11 protein-coding genes are annotated in these 13,779 nt (G+C 70.8%); 8 read left to right on the forward strand and 3 right to left on the reverse strand.

Annotated elements, in window-relative coordinates; all coding sequences use genetic code 11:
* The first annotated feature begins 52 nt into the window (after positions 1-52).
* Positions 53-2,566, forward strand: a complete 2,514-nt coding sequence (locus ACZ6Z4_RS18350; RefSeq protein WP_465565219.1) for a bifunctional FO biosynthesis protein CofGH — start codon at positions 53-55, stop codon at positions 2,564-2,566.
* Here the strand turns inward: ACZ6Z4_RS18350 and ACZ6Z4_RS18355 are convergent.
* The 3 genes from ACZ6Z4_RS18355 to ACZ6Z4_RS18365 all read right to left on the reverse strand — a co-directional run bounded on the left by ACZ6Z4_RS18355 (position 2,544) and on the right by ACZ6Z4_RS18365 (position 6,558).
* Entirely contained in the window at positions 2,544-3,458 is a 915-nt protein-coding gene (locus ACZ6Z4_RS18355) for a GNAT family N-acetyltransferase (protein WP_465565222.1), read from the reverse strand. The genes ACZ6Z4_RS18350 and ACZ6Z4_RS18355 overlap by 23 nt on opposite strands.
* A gap of 528 nt (positions 3,459-3,986) precedes the next feature.
* Positions 3,987-4,598, reverse strand: a complete 612-nt coding sequence (locus ACZ6Z4_RS18360; RefSeq protein ID WP_363671835.1) for a hypothetical protein — start codon at positions 4,596-4,598, stop codon at positions 3,987-3,989.
* Positions 4,591-6,558: an acyl-CoA dehydrogenase family protein gene (locus tag ACZ6Z4_RS18365; RefSeq protein ID WP_465565230.1), complete on the reverse strand. Its 1,968-nt coding sequence runs from the start codon at positions 6,556-6,558 to the stop codon at positions 4,591-4,593. The genes ACZ6Z4_RS18360 and ACZ6Z4_RS18365 overlap by 8 nt, the downstream gene beginning before the upstream one ends.
* Before the next feature lie 82 nt (positions 6,559-6,640).
* Between ACZ6Z4_RS18365 and ACZ6Z4_RS18370 the strand changes: the two genes are divergently transcribed.
* From ACZ6Z4_RS18370 to ACZ6Z4_RS18400, 7 genes are all read left to right on the forward strand, one after another.
* The gene (locus ACZ6Z4_RS18370; protein WP_465565234.1) at positions 6,641-7,036 is read left to right on the forward strand and encodes a TOBE domain-containing protein; all 396 of its coding nucleotides are present in this window, start codon (positions 6,641-6,643) and stop codon (positions 7,034-7,036) included.
* Entirely contained in the window at positions 7,037-7,855 is an 819-nt protein-coding gene (gene modA, locus ACZ6Z4_RS18375) for a molybdate ABC transporter substrate-binding protein (RefSeq protein WP_465565236.1), read from the forward strand. It abuts the gene before it with no gap.
* Positions 7,856-7,893: 38 nt separating this feature from the next.
* A complete protein-coding gene (gene modB, locus ACZ6Z4_RS18380; RefSeq protein ID WP_465565240.1) occupies positions 7,894-8,703 on the forward strand; it encodes a molybdate ABC transporter permease subunit in 810 nt (269 codons plus the stop codon).
* On the forward strand, positions 8,700-9,767 hold the full coding sequence (locus tag ACZ6Z4_RS18385; protein ID WP_465565243.1) for an ABC transporter ATP-binding protein: 1,068 nt from the start codon (positions 8,700-8,702) through the stop codon (positions 9,765-9,767). Before modB ends, ACZ6Z4_RS18385 begins: the two co-directional genes overlap by 4 nt.
* Before the next feature lie 87 nt (positions 9,768-9,854).
* Positions 9,855-10,808, forward strand: a complete 954-nt coding sequence (locus ACZ6Z4_RS18390; protein WP_465565245.1) for a catalase family protein — start codon at positions 9,855-9,857, stop codon at positions 10,806-10,808.
* A 272-nt stretch (positions 10,809-11,080) separates the two neighbouring features.
* Positions 11,081-13,636: a class III lanthionine synthetase LanKC gene (gene lanKC / locus ACZ6Z4_RS18395; RefSeq protein WP_465565249.1), complete on the forward strand. Its 2,556-nt coding sequence runs from the start codon at positions 11,081-11,083 to the stop codon at positions 13,634-13,636.
* Positions 13,637-13,640: 4 nt separating this feature from the next.
* Complete coding sequence (locus tag ACZ6Z4_RS18400; protein WP_143466108.1) at positions 13,641-13,778, forward strand: SapB/AmfS family lanthipeptide; 138 nt, start codon at positions 13,641-13,643, stop codon at positions 13,776-13,778.
* Position 13,779 lies beyond the last annotated feature (1 nt).

The following is a 13,779-nucleotide window of genomic DNA, read 5'->3' on the forward strand; positions in this document are numbered from 1 at the left end:
CGGCCCGGGATTCGCGAGATCCGGGGTCGCGCAGCGCCTAGGCTCGGATCCCGTGACCTCTCCTCTCAGCACCGCGATGCGGCGGGCGCTCAAGCGCGCGGACGACGGCAAGACCCTGGACCAGGCCGAGGTGGAGGTGCTGCTGACCGCCTCCGGCGAGGCGCTCGACGCGCTGATGGCGACCGCCGCCCGGGTCCGCGACCAGGGCCTGCAGGACGCCGGCCGGAGCGGGATCGTCACGTACTCCAAGAAGGTCTTCATCCCGCTGACCCGGCTCTGCCGCGACCGCTGCCACTACTGCACGTTCGCGACCACGCCGGGCCGCGTCGAGTCGCCGTACCTGAGCCCGGACGAGGTGCTCGAGATCGCCCGCCAGGGCGCCGCGCTCGGCTGCAAGGAGGCGCTGTTCACGCTCGGCGACGCCCCCGAGGAGCGCTGGGACGCCGCGAAGCAGTGGCTCGACGAGGCCGGCTACGACAGCACCCTCGACTACGTCCGCGCGATGGCCGTCCGGGTGCTGGAGGAGACCGGCCTGCTCCCGCACCTGAACCCGGGCGTCATGTCCTGGCAGGACCTGCAGCGGCTGAAGCCGGTCGCACCGAGCATGGGCATGATGCTGGAGACCACGTCGCGCCGCCTGTTCGAGGAGAAGGGCCAGCCGCACTTCGGCTCGCCCGACAAGGACCCGTCGGTCCGGCTGCGGGTGCTCGAGGACGCCGGCCGCTCCAACGTGCCGTTCACCACCGGCCTGCTGATCGGGATCGGCGAGACGATCGAGGAGCGCGCCGACTCGATCTTCGCGCTGCGCCGGATCGGCCGCCAGTACGGCGGGCTGCAGGAGATCATCATCCAGGGCTTCCGGGTGAAGCCGGACACGGCGATGCGCAACGACGCCGACGTCCCGCTGGACGAGTGGCTGGCCGCGATCGCGGTCACCCGGGTCGTGCTCGGCCCGCGCGCCCGCGTCCAGGCGCCGCCGAACCTGGTCGACCTGAACGAGGCCAAGCTGCTGCTCGACGCGGGCGTGGACGACTTCGGTGGCGTCTCGCCGCTGACGCCGGACCATGTGAACCCCGAGCGCCCCTGGCCGCACCTGGACGACCTGGCCAAGCTGACCGCCGACGCCGGCTTCACGCTGCGCGAGCGGCTCACCGCGCACCCGGAGTACCTGCGGGAGCCGTGGCTCGACCCGCGGCTCATCAACCACGTCGAGGCGCTGGTCGACCCGGCGACCGGCCTGGCGAACGAGGCCGCGATGCCGAAGGGCCTGCCGTGGCAGGAGCCGGACGGCGGCTGGGACTCGGTCGGGCGGACCGACCTGCACACGGCGATCGACACCGAGGGCCGGCGGACCGAGACGCGCTCGGACTTCGACGCGGCGTACGGGGACTGGAACGTGCTGCGTGAGCAGGTCGCGGGCCGGGCCGCGCCGGAGCGGATCGACGGGGACGTCAAGGAAGCCCTCGCGGCCGCCGAGCGCGACCCGGCCGGGCTGTCCGACAGCCAGGCGCTCACGCTGATGACCGCGACCGGGCCGGCGCTCGACCAGCTGGCGAAGATCGCCGACGACCTGCGCAAGGCCGTGGTCGGCGACGACGTCACCTACGTGGTGAACCGGAACATCAACTTCACCAACGTCTGCTACACCGGCTGCCGGTTCTGCGCGTTCGCCCAGCGCCGCACCGACGCCGACGCGTACTCGCTGTCGATGGACGAGGTCGCCCAGCGCGCCGAGGAGGCCTGGGTGATCGGCGCCACCGAGGTCTGCATGCAGGGCGGTATCCACCCCGACCTGCCCGGTACGGCGTACGCGGACCTGGTCCGCGCGGTCAAGGACCGGGTCCCGCAGATGCACGTCCACGCCTACTCGCCGATGGAGATCGTGAACGGCTCGGTGCGCACCGGGCTGTCGATCGAGGAGTTCCTGATCTCGGTCAAGGAGGCCGGGCTGGACAGCATCCCGGGCACCGCGGCCGAGATCCTCGACGACGACGTGCGCTGGATCCTGACCAAGGGCAAGCTGCCGACCGCCAGCTGGATCGAGGTCATCTCGACCGCGCACAAGGTCGGGCTGCCGTCGTCGTCCACGATGATGTACGGCCACGTCGACTCCCCGCACCACTGGGTGCAGCACCTGCGCACGATCGCCGCGGTGCAGGACCAGACCGGTGGCTTCACCGAGTTCGTGCTGCTGCCGTTCATCCACACCAACTCGCCGATCTACCTGGCCGGCGTGGCCCGCCCGGGTCCGACGTACGACGAGAACCGCGCGGTGCACGCGATGGCGCGGATCATGCTGCACGGCCGGATCGACAACATCCAGTGCTCCTGGGTGAAGCTCGGCACCGAGGGCTGCGTCGCGGTCCTGAACGGTGGCGTCAACGACATCGGCGGCACGTTGATGGAGGAGACGATCAGCCGGATGGCCGGCTCGAAGCACGGCTCGCGGAAGTCGATCGAGGAGCTCACCGCGATGGCGACGGCGGCCGGGCGCCCGGCACGTCAGCGCAGTACGACGTACGGCGAACTGCCGCAGCGCCCGATCACGGAGCTGGAGCTGGCGTGAGGCCGGCCAGCGGCAGCGGGGCGCGCAGCGAGACGCTGACCAGCCCGTAGCCGAAGCCGAGCTGCTCGTTGAGGCGCCGCATGGCGTGGTTGCCGCGCTGGGTCCAGGTGTAGATCTCCGTGATCCCGTGCTCGGCGGCCCACGCCATGCTGGTGCGCTTCAGCGCCGCGGCGACGCCCTGGCCGCGCCACTCCCGGCGTACGGCGGTGTAGGCGACCTCGGCGCGCTCGGGCTTGTCGGTGTCGAGCATCAGCCCGGCGACGCCGATCACCTGCTCACCCGCGACCGCGACGAACATCGCGGCCGGGTCGTTGATCCACTCCTGCTCCCAGTCCTCGAGCGACACCTTCAGCGCGGACGGGTGGTCCATGTCCGGGAAGGTCGGCAGCGCGACGTCCTGGTACGCCTGCACCCACAGCTCCGGGCGCTCGGCGACCGAGACGACCTCGTACGCCGTGGGCGGCTCGGGCCACGGCTCGGCGCCGATCTTGCGCAGCTGCTCGACCTGCCGGTTCGACTCGACGAAACCGAACCGCTCGGTGAACCGCAGCGACTCCTCCTCGTCGACGCTCGCCCCGGCCATGTCGTAGCCCTGGGCAACGGCGTGCTCGGCGAGCACCCGGAGCACCGCCGTACCCACTCCACGCCGCCGGTACTCCGGCAGCACCAGCGCCGACAGCGCTTCGCGCTCCCGGTCACCTGAGCGGTCCGCCACACCGCTGCCGACGACCTCGCCGTCGAGCTCGGCGAGCAGCATCAGCCGGCCGGGATGCTCGACGGCGCGGAGCTCCGCGACGCTCGGGCAGCGCTCGTACGGCATGATCGCGATCCGCACCGCCCGCCAGGCCTCGTGGTCGGCGTCGGTGCGCACGGTCCGGATGCTGGTCGTCATGCGCTCAGCTTGCCCGGCCGGGCCGCGATCGGCTCCTGATTTTCGGGCCGGGGCCTGGCCCGGTGGTATCGGTCCCCAGTCGCACCGGTACCACCGGGACAAGAAAACGCCGGCCGTGCCGGGCGTCGGTCACCACCTCACTGGCGACCGGCGTCCCTGTGCGGCACGACCGGCGTCTTGCTCTGCCCCGAGAGGGCGTTCGGCCCGAAGGAAGGTGGGCCCGGACTCGTTTCCGCGGCCGGCAGGGGAGGTACAGTCCGGTCGCGGACGGGAGTTCGGTGTTCCACCAGGAGCCTGTGTCAGCGACCCGTCCGTCGCCGACAACTGAACGTTGTCACGCGAGCCCGGAGCGGGGCCATCCTCGGCATCAAACATTTGCATTGGCTTTTCAGAAGGCGACAGACTGTATACAAGTCGTCACGTTCCGTACCGACGTTGCCTGCCGCAACAAGTAAAAAGCTTGCGTGCTTGATTGTCTTCGCGGCCGGGATCGCCGTGCTGGAAGGGGATCCCGGCCCCGGGAACAGCTCAGTACGGGTAGGTGTCGTCGCGCCGGGTGGGGTCCATGTCCCACAGCGAGAACTCGACCACCTTGTGGGACTCCTCGCCGCCGGCCGGGCTGAGGCCGACCGTGTCGTAGTCCTTGGAGCCGATGCCGTCCAGGTAGCCGAGCAGCTCGAACGCCGACCGGGCGTCCTCGATGTCGTCGATCACGTCGTCGTTCTGGGCCTCGTCGGCGCGGCTGCGCACGTACGCGACGAACGCCTCCGGGTCGGTCACCACGAAGTCGTAGCGGGCCTGGTAGCTGAGCCGCAGCCCGTTCTCCGGGATCATCGGCTCGTCCATCTCGGCGACCCCCTCGACCAGCTCGCGGTAGTCCGCGGGGTCGTCGAAGTCGTCCGGCCCGAGCGGTACGTCGTCCAGCTCGTCGGGGTCGTAGGAGTCGATGCCCAGGAAGATGTCGCCCCAGCCGCGCTCGTGCACGGCGTCGGCCAGCACCCGCGACTGCACCCGGACGTTCTCGATCGCCGTCGTCGCCCGCAGGTCGTGCAGGTCCAGGGCGTCGGCCTGGGCCAGCAGCACCTTGGCCAGTTCGCGGGCGGCCTCGGCAGCGGAGGCGGGCTCGATCGGCTCACTCATGCAGCGACCGTACAACCATCGGTACGTCGACCGCCGCGCCCGGTACGCCGAACGCGTCCACCAGGTCGGTCGCGAAGCCCCGGATCCGCCCGCACAGCTCGTTCACCAGCGCCGTGATCGCCTTCGAGCGCGGGCCGGACAGCCGCCCGTGCTCGAGGAACCAGGCCCGGTCGTTCTCGATCGTGGCCAGCGCGTGCAGGTCGTACAGCTCCTTCAGCCGGTCCTGCGTCTCACCTTCCGGCGCCGCCTGGACCGCGTGCTGGAACGCCTCCAGCACGACCCGCTCGACGTGCGCCCGCCCGGCCGCGATGACGTGGTCCTGGCAGCGGTTGAACACCTCGAAGGCATCGTCCCCGGCGTCGATCCCGGCCTTCAGCCGGCGCGCGACCCCGGACAGCATGTGCTGCTCGCGGAACCGCAGCAGCCCCGAGTGGTAGTCGTCGTCGCGCAGCCCCGCGTCCGGGTCGGTCGAGTCCGACCGGTTCGGTACGACGTCGCGCAGCCGTTCGACCAGTCCGCGCAGCGCGGTCTTCTCGACCGCGATCTCGACCGCCTGCGCCGCGACGAAGCGCGCCGTACCGAGCGGGTCGAGCTCGCCGAACGAGCGCCGGTAGTCGGTCAGCAGGCCCTTGGCGACCAGCTGCAGCAGGACGGTGTTGTCACCCTCGAAGGTGGTGAAGACGTCGGTGTCGGCCTTCAGCGTCGACAGCCGGTTCTCGGCCAGGTAGCCGGCGCCGCCGCAGGCTTCCCGGCACATCTGGATGGTGTCGGTGGCGTGCCAGGTCCCGAGCGCCTTGGTCCCGGCCGCCTGGGCTTCCAGCGCGCGACGGTCGTGCTCGTCGCCGCCGGTGCCGCCGCCGCGCCCGTCGCGGGCGTCTCGCGGGTCGCCGTCGTCGGCGCCGAAGATCCGCGCGAAGTTCTCGACCAGCTCGGCCTGCGCGAAGTGCAGCGCGTACGTCCGGGCCAGCAGCGGGAGCAGGCGGCGCTGGTGCATCCGGTAGTCGAGCAGCAGTGCCTCCTCGGTGCTTCCGGGCGCGCCGAACTGGCGGCGCTGGCCGGCGTACCGGATCGCGATCGTCAGCGCGACCTTGCTCGCGTTGATCGCCGAACCACCGACCGACACGCGGCCCTGGACCAGCGTGCCGAGCATCGTGAAGAACCGCCGGTCCGGGTTCTCGATGTCGCTGCGGTAGGTGCCGTCGGCATCGACCTGCGCGTACCGGTCGAGCAGCGCCTCGCGCGGCACCCGGACCTGGTCGAAGACGATCCGCCCGTTGTCGACGCCGTTCAGCCCGAGCTTCGGCCCGCAGTCGCTGAGCGTCACGCCCGGCAGCGGCTCACCGGCGTCCGAGCGGATCGGGACCAGCAGACAGTGCACGCCGTGCGACTCGCCGCCGACCACGAGCTGGGCGAAGACCGCCGCCAGCCGGCCGTGCCGGGCCGCGTTGCCGATGTAGTCCTTGCGCGCCGCCGCGGTCGGGGTGTGCACGACGAACTCGCCGGTCGCCTCGTCGTACGTCGCGGTGGTCTGCAGCGCCTGGACGTTCGAGCCGTGCCCGGTCTCGGTCATCGCGAAGCAGCCGAGCAGGTCGCCGGTGAGCGCGTCGGCCAGGTACCGCTCGTGGTGCCGCTCGGTGCCCAGGTGCAGGATCGCGCCCGCGAACAGGCCGAACTGGACGCCGGCCTTCACCATCAGCGACAGGTCGCCGTACGCGAGCGTCTCGAAGCCGGCGATGAAGCCGCCGAGGTCGCCCTGGCCGCCGTACTCCTTGGGGAAGCCGCGGGACGGGTGCCCCTGGGCGGCCATCTCCTTCAGCGTCCGGAGCACCTCGTCGCGGTACTCGTCGCGGCTCAGCCGCAGCCCGGCGTCCAGCAGGGACGCGTGGCTGGCCAGCCCGTCCCGTACGACGTCACGTGCGGCCTTGTGCGGCCCGTCCAGGTAGTCGCGCAGCCCGTTCATAGGCCCAACCTATGCCGGGGACTACAAAAACGAACGGAAAACAGGAGTGGGATGCCGCATGTGCGGCTCTAGAGTGTCCTTCATGCCGAATTTGCGGATCAGTGAGGCGGCCGCGCTACTCGGAGTCAGCGATGACACCGTCCGGCGCTGGATCGACCAGAAGCGGTTGCCGGTCACCGACGAGGGCGGCCGGAAGGCCGTCGACGGGCGCGCGCTGGCCGCGTTCGCCCAGGAGCTCGCCGAGTCCCCGGAGCCCGGGACGACGACCGCGGCCTCGGCCCGCAACCGGATGTGCGGCATCGTCACCCGGGTCGTCAAGGACGGCGTGATGGCGCAGGTCGAGCTGCAGGCCGGCCCGTTCCGGGTGGTCTCGCTGATGAGCCGCGAGGCGGCCGACGAGCTCGGTCTGGAGCCCGGCGTGCTCGCCGTGGCCTCGATCAAGTCCACCCATGTAGTCGTCGAGATCCCGGAGGTCTAGATGTTCCGCCGTACCATCCACACCCGGCCCGCCGTCGCCGCGACGCTGACCGCGGTCGTCGCGCTCGGCCTGGCCGCCTGCGGCGACGACACCCCGGCGGACTCGTCGCCGTCGGCGACGTCCCCGTCGGCCGGCACCAGCAGCACCGCCGCCGTCTCGGGCACGGTGAACGTCTTCGCCGCCGCGTCGCTGACCGGCACCTTCACCCAGCTCGGCAAGGACTTCGAGGCCGCGCACCCGGGCGTCAAGGTGGTCTTCAACTTCGCCGGCAGCTCGGCGCTGGCCACCCAGATCAACTCCGGCGCGCCGGCCGACGTGTTCGCCTCGGCGGCGCCGAAGAACATGGACCAGGTGACCGACAAGACGACACCGACCACGTTCGTGAAGAACGTGCTCGAGATCGCCGTACCGAAGGGCAACCCGGGTAAGATCACCGGCCTGAAGGACTTCACCGACAAGAACCGGAAGATCGCGCTCTGCGCCGCGCAGGTGCCGTGCGGTGCCGCGGCCGAGAAGGTGTTCGCGGCGGCCAAGCTGACGCCGCAGCCGGACAGCCTCGAGCAGGACGTGAAGGCCGCGCTGACCAAGGTCAGCCTCGGTGAGGTCGACGCCGCGCTGGTCTACAAGACCGACGTACTGGCCGCCAAGGACAAGGTCGAGGGGATCGCGTTCCCGGAGTCCGCGCAGGCGGTCAACGAGTACCCGATCGCGACCCTGACCAAGGCGCCGAACGCCGACGGCGCGAAGGCGTTCGTCGACTTCGTGCTCTCGGCCGACGGCAAGAAGGTGCTCAGCGCAGCGGGCTTCGACGCCCCGTGAGAACGCGCCCGCAGGACGGCCTGCGGCAGGATCGCTCCATGAGCATCCGCCGCAGGCGACGGACCAGCGGCCGGCTGCCGCTGGTCCTGCTCCTGCCGGCGCTCCTCGGCATGGCGTTCCTCCTGGTCCCGCTGATCGGCCTCCTCGCCGAAGCTCCCTGGTCGACGCTCCCTTCTCGTCTCTTCAGCGAGGAAGTCGGCCAGGCGCTTCGCCTGTCTCTTCTGTGCGCGAGTGTCGCGACGGTGATCTGCCTGTTCCTCGGCATCCCGCTCGCCTGGCTGCTCGCTCGGTCCGATCTCCCCGGGCGGGGTCTGCTCCGCGCTCTGGTGACGGTCCCGCTGGTTCTCCCGCCGGTCGTCGGCGGTGTCGCGCTCCTGCTCGTCCTCGGCCGGCGCGGGCTGGTCGGCGAACGCCTGGATCTCTGGTTCGGCTTCAGCCTTCCCTTCACCACCGCGGGCGTGATCGTCGCGGAGGCCTTCGTCGCGATGCCGTTCCTGGTGATCTCCGTCGAGGGCGCGCTGCGCGCCGCCGACCCGCGGTACGAGGAAGCGGCCGCGACGCTCGGGGCCGGGCGCTGGCTCACTTTCCGCCGCGTCACGCTGCCGTCGATCGCGCCGGGCATCGTCGCGGGCGCGGTCCTGTGCTGGGCGCGGGCGCTCGGCGAGTTCGGCGCCACGATCACGTTCGCGGGGAACTTTCCGGGGAAGACGACGACGATGCCGCTGGCTGTGTACCTGGCGCTGGAGACCGATCCGGATGTCGCCGTGGTGCTGAGCATCGTGCTGCTGATCGTCTCGGTCGTCGTCCTCGCCAGCCTGCGCGAGCGCTGGATCAGTGGTCTGCGATGACACTGCACGCAGACCTCCGAGTACGTCGTACAGGCTTCGAGCTGACTCTCGACCTTCGCATCGAACCCGGTGAAGTAGTTGCCGTCCTCGGTCCGAACGGCGCCGGCAAGACCACCGCCCTGCGCGCGATCGCCGGACTGCTGCCCGTCGACGCCGGCCGGATCTCCCTCGACGGCAAGGTCTGGGACGAGCCGCCGCGCACTTTCCTGTCCGCCGACCAGCGCCCGATCGGCGTCGTCTTCCAGGACTACCTGCTCTTCAACCACCTGAGCGCGCTCGAGAACGTCGCGTTCGGCCTCCGCGCCCGCGGCGTCGACAAGCGCACGGCCCGCGCCGAGGCCGCCGGGTGGCTGGAGACCGTCGGCCTCACCGAGCACTCCAAGTCGCGCCCGCGCTCCCTCTCCGGCGGCCAGGCCCAGCGGGTCGCCCTCGCCCGGGCCCTGGCCACCCAGCCCGACCTCCTGCTGCTGGACGAGCCGCTGTCCGCCCTGGACGCCGGCACCACGCTCCACATCCGCGCCGAGCTCGGCCAGCACCTCGACCGGTACGAGGGCCGCACCCTGCTGGTCACCCACGACCCGCTCGACGCGATGGTCCTCGCCGACCGCCTGGTCATCGTCGAGAACGGCGAGGTCGTGCAGGAGGGCTCCCCCAGCGAGGTCGCCCACCGCCCGCGGACCGACTACGTCGCCCAACTCGTCGGCCTCAACCTGTACCGAGGCACCGCCGAGGGCACCACCGTCACGCTCACCGACGGCGGCACGGTCACCATCGCCACCCCGGCCACCGGCAAGGTCCACGTCGCGTTCCCCCCGTCCGCGATCAGCCTCTACCCTGACCACCCGACCGGCAGCCCCCGCAACACCTGGCCGGTCGTAGTCACCTCGGTAGAACAGCACGCCCACACCGTCCGCGTCCGCCTGACTCCCGCCGAAGGCTCGTCGGCCCCCACCAACCTGCTGACCGACGTCACCCCGGCCGCAGTCGCCGAGCTCTCCCTCACCCCCGGCCGCCCGCTCTGGGCGACCCTGAAGGCCACCGAAACCCAGACCTACCCGAGCTGAGCGTCCCAACCAGCATTTTGTTGCCTGACGCAACAGCGTGGACGACGGATACTGGGTCCAACGGGTCGTCGTCGGATGGGGAGCGTCGTGAGCGTGCCGAGTGTCGGGTGGCGGGAAGTCGTGGGTGCGGACGAGGAGGAACGGCACCGCCGGCAGGCCGAGGGGTTCGTGGCGATGCAGGCTCGCAAGTCGGAGAAGTTCGGCAACGGCCGCGCGTTGCACCGTAAGCAGGTCGCGGCGCTCCGGGCGACGCTCACCGTCCCCGGCGACCTTCCGGAGTACGCACGCCAAGGTCTGTTCCGTGTGCCGGACAAGTACGACGTCTGGGTGCGGCTCTCGAACGGCGGCTTCAACCGCGCGGCCGACGCCGTACCGGACATTCGTGGGTTCTCGCTCAAGGTCCTCGGTGTCAGCGGCCCGAGCGCGCTCGGTGGTGAGGCGGTCAGTCAGGACTTCGCGCTGATCAACCACGAGAAGTTCAGTTCGCCGACCAGCGAGGAGTTCAGCAAGGTCGTCACCACCGCCGGGCAGACCCCCGGCCGGCTGCTGCTCAGCGTCGCGAAGGAGCCGAGCCTGATCCCGCGGCTGAAGGCCGTCGCGACCGCGCTCAAGGAGCCGTTCTCCGGCTTCGCGACGCAGGACTTCTTCAGCGCGGCGCCGATCTCCTACGGCCCGTACGCCGTCCGCGTGCGCCTGCGGGCGCTGGCCGGCTACCCGAACCCCGGAGCCGTGGACTGGGCCGCGGACGTCTACGACCGGCTGGCCACCGACCCGCTGGACTACGACGTCCAGGTGCAGTTCTTCGCCGACGAGCAGCGGACCCCGATCGAGGACGCCTCGGTGACCTGGGACGCGCCGTACGAGACCGTCGCCCGGCTGACGGTCGGGCGGCAGAAGCCCGACGAGGCGTTCGCCGAGGAGGTCGACGCGGCCGTCTTCGACCCGTGGAACGCGAAGGCCGAGCACCGCCCGCTGGGCGAGGTGATGCGGGCCCGCAAGGTCGCCTACTTCGCCAGCCAGCGACAGCGGAACGCGACATGAGAGCTGTTTTATTTGGTCGAGCGACCCGGTCGCGTACGACACGATCAAATCCACGCAAAGTTACGGCCTGTTACCTGGATGCCACGCACCGACATGATGTAACAGCGCTTTCCCCGCTCAGAATGACGTCGGCGTAACGAAGAGTGTTTATTTACTCACTCGTAGCACATGAGTTCTTCACAGTCGACTGATGACGTCATGCACTACGCCGACCCCCTCGCCGTTGCCCAAGATTCTCCGGGGCAACCACGAGAGAGGGGGGACGAACCGCCATGGAAAGTTACGAGCTGTACTGCCTGGCCGACCGGCGTTTCTACGACACTCCCTCCAGCGCCGCCGAGCAGCCGGACTTCGCGCTGGCCTCGCGGCCGGTGCCCCCGGGCTGGGACCACGTCCCCGGCGAGATGTGGATGCACTACGCGCCGAGCGGCCTGAAGCTGCCGGCCCAGGGCTGGAAGATCCACGTCTCGGCCGGCCTCGCCGACGCCGAGCGGGCCCTGGAGATCGTCTGGGACTACTGCGTCCCCCGCGGCATCGCGTTCAAGTTCCTGCGCAACGAGCCGGTCCTGGTGATGGTCAACTCGAAGTCCGCCCCGCGCGGTTCGAGCGGCAAGCTGGTGACGATCTACCCGACCGACGAGGTGCAGCTCGAGCTGGTCCTCAAGGAGCTCGACGACCTGCTGGCCGGCGTCCAGGGCCCGTACATCCTGAGCGACCTCCGGTACGCCGAGGGCCCGCTGTTCGTCCGGTACGGCGCCTTCGTCAGCCGCTACACCCTCGACCCGGCCGGTGAGCGCGTCCTGGCCCTCGAGAACGACCTCGGTCAGCTGGTCCCGGACCACCGCGGCCCGACGTTCAGCACGCCGCCGTGGATCGAGCTGCCGAGCTTCCTGCAGACCCACCTCGACGCCCGCAACGCGGTCACCACCAACGACCTCGCGTACACGATCGAGGGCGTCATCCAGTTCTCCAACGGCGGCGGCGTCTACCTCGGCCACCACAACGAGACCCAGGCCAAGGTGGTGCTCAAGGAGGGCCGGCCGTACGCCGGGCTGGACATGTCCGGCCGCGACGCGGTGGCCCGGATCGCCCACGAGCGCGACATCCTGCAGCGCCTCGACGGCCTCGACGTCGTCCCGCGGGTGCACGACCACTTCACGCTCGGCGACCACCACTTCCTGGTCCAGGAGTTCGTCGACGCGAACCCGCTGCAGCGTGAGCTGGTCCGGCGCTACCCGCTGACCCGCCCCGACGCTTCGCAGGCCGAGCTGGCCCAGTACGCCGAGTGGGCGACCAAGATGGTCGACGACGTCCAGCACGCGGTGAGCGAGCTGCACGGCCGCGGTGTGGTCTTCTGCGACCTGCACCCCGACAACGTGCTGCTGAGCACCGGCGACCGGCTCGTGCTGATCGACTTCGAGGTCGCGACGCTCGCCGAGGACCAGGCCCGCTCCGCGCTCGCCCACCCCGGTTACGCCGCTCCCGGCGACCGGCAGGGCCCGGACGTCGACCTGTACGCGCTGGCCTGCATCGCGCTCGGCCTGTTCGCGCCGCAGGCGACGATGCTGCTGCACCTGCACCCCGGCAAGGCGTTCCAGCTGGCCGACATGATCGCCGAGACCTTCGGAGTCCCGCGGGCGACGCTCGACACCGCCGTCCGGACGATCGTCGGCCCGGACGTCACCGAGGACCCGGCGATGGCGGCGCTGCCGCTGCCCGGCCGCGCGCCCTGGACCGACGTCCGCGACTCTCTGACCGAGGCGATCGTCGCCAGCGCCACACCCGAGCGCGACGACCGGCTGTTCCCCGGCGACATCGCCCAGTTCCGGCCCGGCGGCGGGATCAACCTCGCGACCGGCGCGGCCGGCGTGCTCTACGCGCTGGCGACGACCGGCGCGGGCCGCTTCCCGGCGTACGACGACTGGCTGCGCGAGCACGCGAAGACCACCGAGATCGGCCCCGGCCTGTACGACGGGCTGCACGGTGTCGCGCACGTCCTCGACGAGCTCGGGTACCGCCAGGACGCGCTGGACGCGATCGAGCTGACCCTGGCCGACGACTTCGGCAGCCGCGAGCTGGGCCTGCACTCGGGCCTGGCCGGCATCGGGCTCAACCTGCTGCACTTCGACGAGCCCGGGCTGCAGACCACCGCGACCCGCGTGCTCGACCTGGTCGCGGACCGGCTCGGCGACGTCACCGACGTACCGGAGCTGAGTGGCGAGGGGAAGCCGCGGGCCGGGCTGATGTACGGCTCGTCCGGACCGGCGCTGTTCTTCCTGGCGGCGTACGAGCGGACCGGTGACACCGGGCTGCTGGACTTCGCGGAGACCGCCATCCGGCAGGACCTGCGTCGCTGCGTCCGTACGCCGGAGGGCATGCTCCAGGTCAACCAGGGCTGGCGCACGCTGCCGTACCTGGAGGAGGGCTCGGCCGGCATCGCGCTGGTCCTCAGCCGCTACCTGCAGCACCGGCCGGACGAGGAGCTCGCTGCCGACCTGGCTGCGCTCCGCCTGGTCACCCGCTGCTCCTACTACGTGCAGCCCGGCCTCCTGATGGGTCGCGCCGGACTGCTGCTCGCTGCCGCCCAGCTGGGCGACAGCACCGACGACCTGGTTCGCGGACTCGGCTGGCACGCGCTGCCGTACGAGGGCGGACTGATCTTCCCCGGCAACCAGTTGCTCCGTCTCTCGACGGACCTGGCCACCGGATCGGCCGGCGTCCTGCTGGCACTGGGAACCGCGCTGCACGAGCGGCCGGTCTCCCTCCCGTTCCTCGGACCTCCCCAGTGGTCCGAGTCATCATCCCTACTCACACCGAAGGAGGTGTAGACAAATGGCACTTCTCGACCTTCAGGGTCTGGAGACCCCGGGTTACGGTCACGGCGGCCACCACCACGGCGGCTCCACGCTGACCGTGCTGGGCTGCGGTTCCCAGCGTCCGAGCAACCTGAGCCTCGTGCTCTGCCACTGAT

The sequence above is a fragment of the Kribbella sp. NPDC104740 genome, assembly GCF_055583505.1.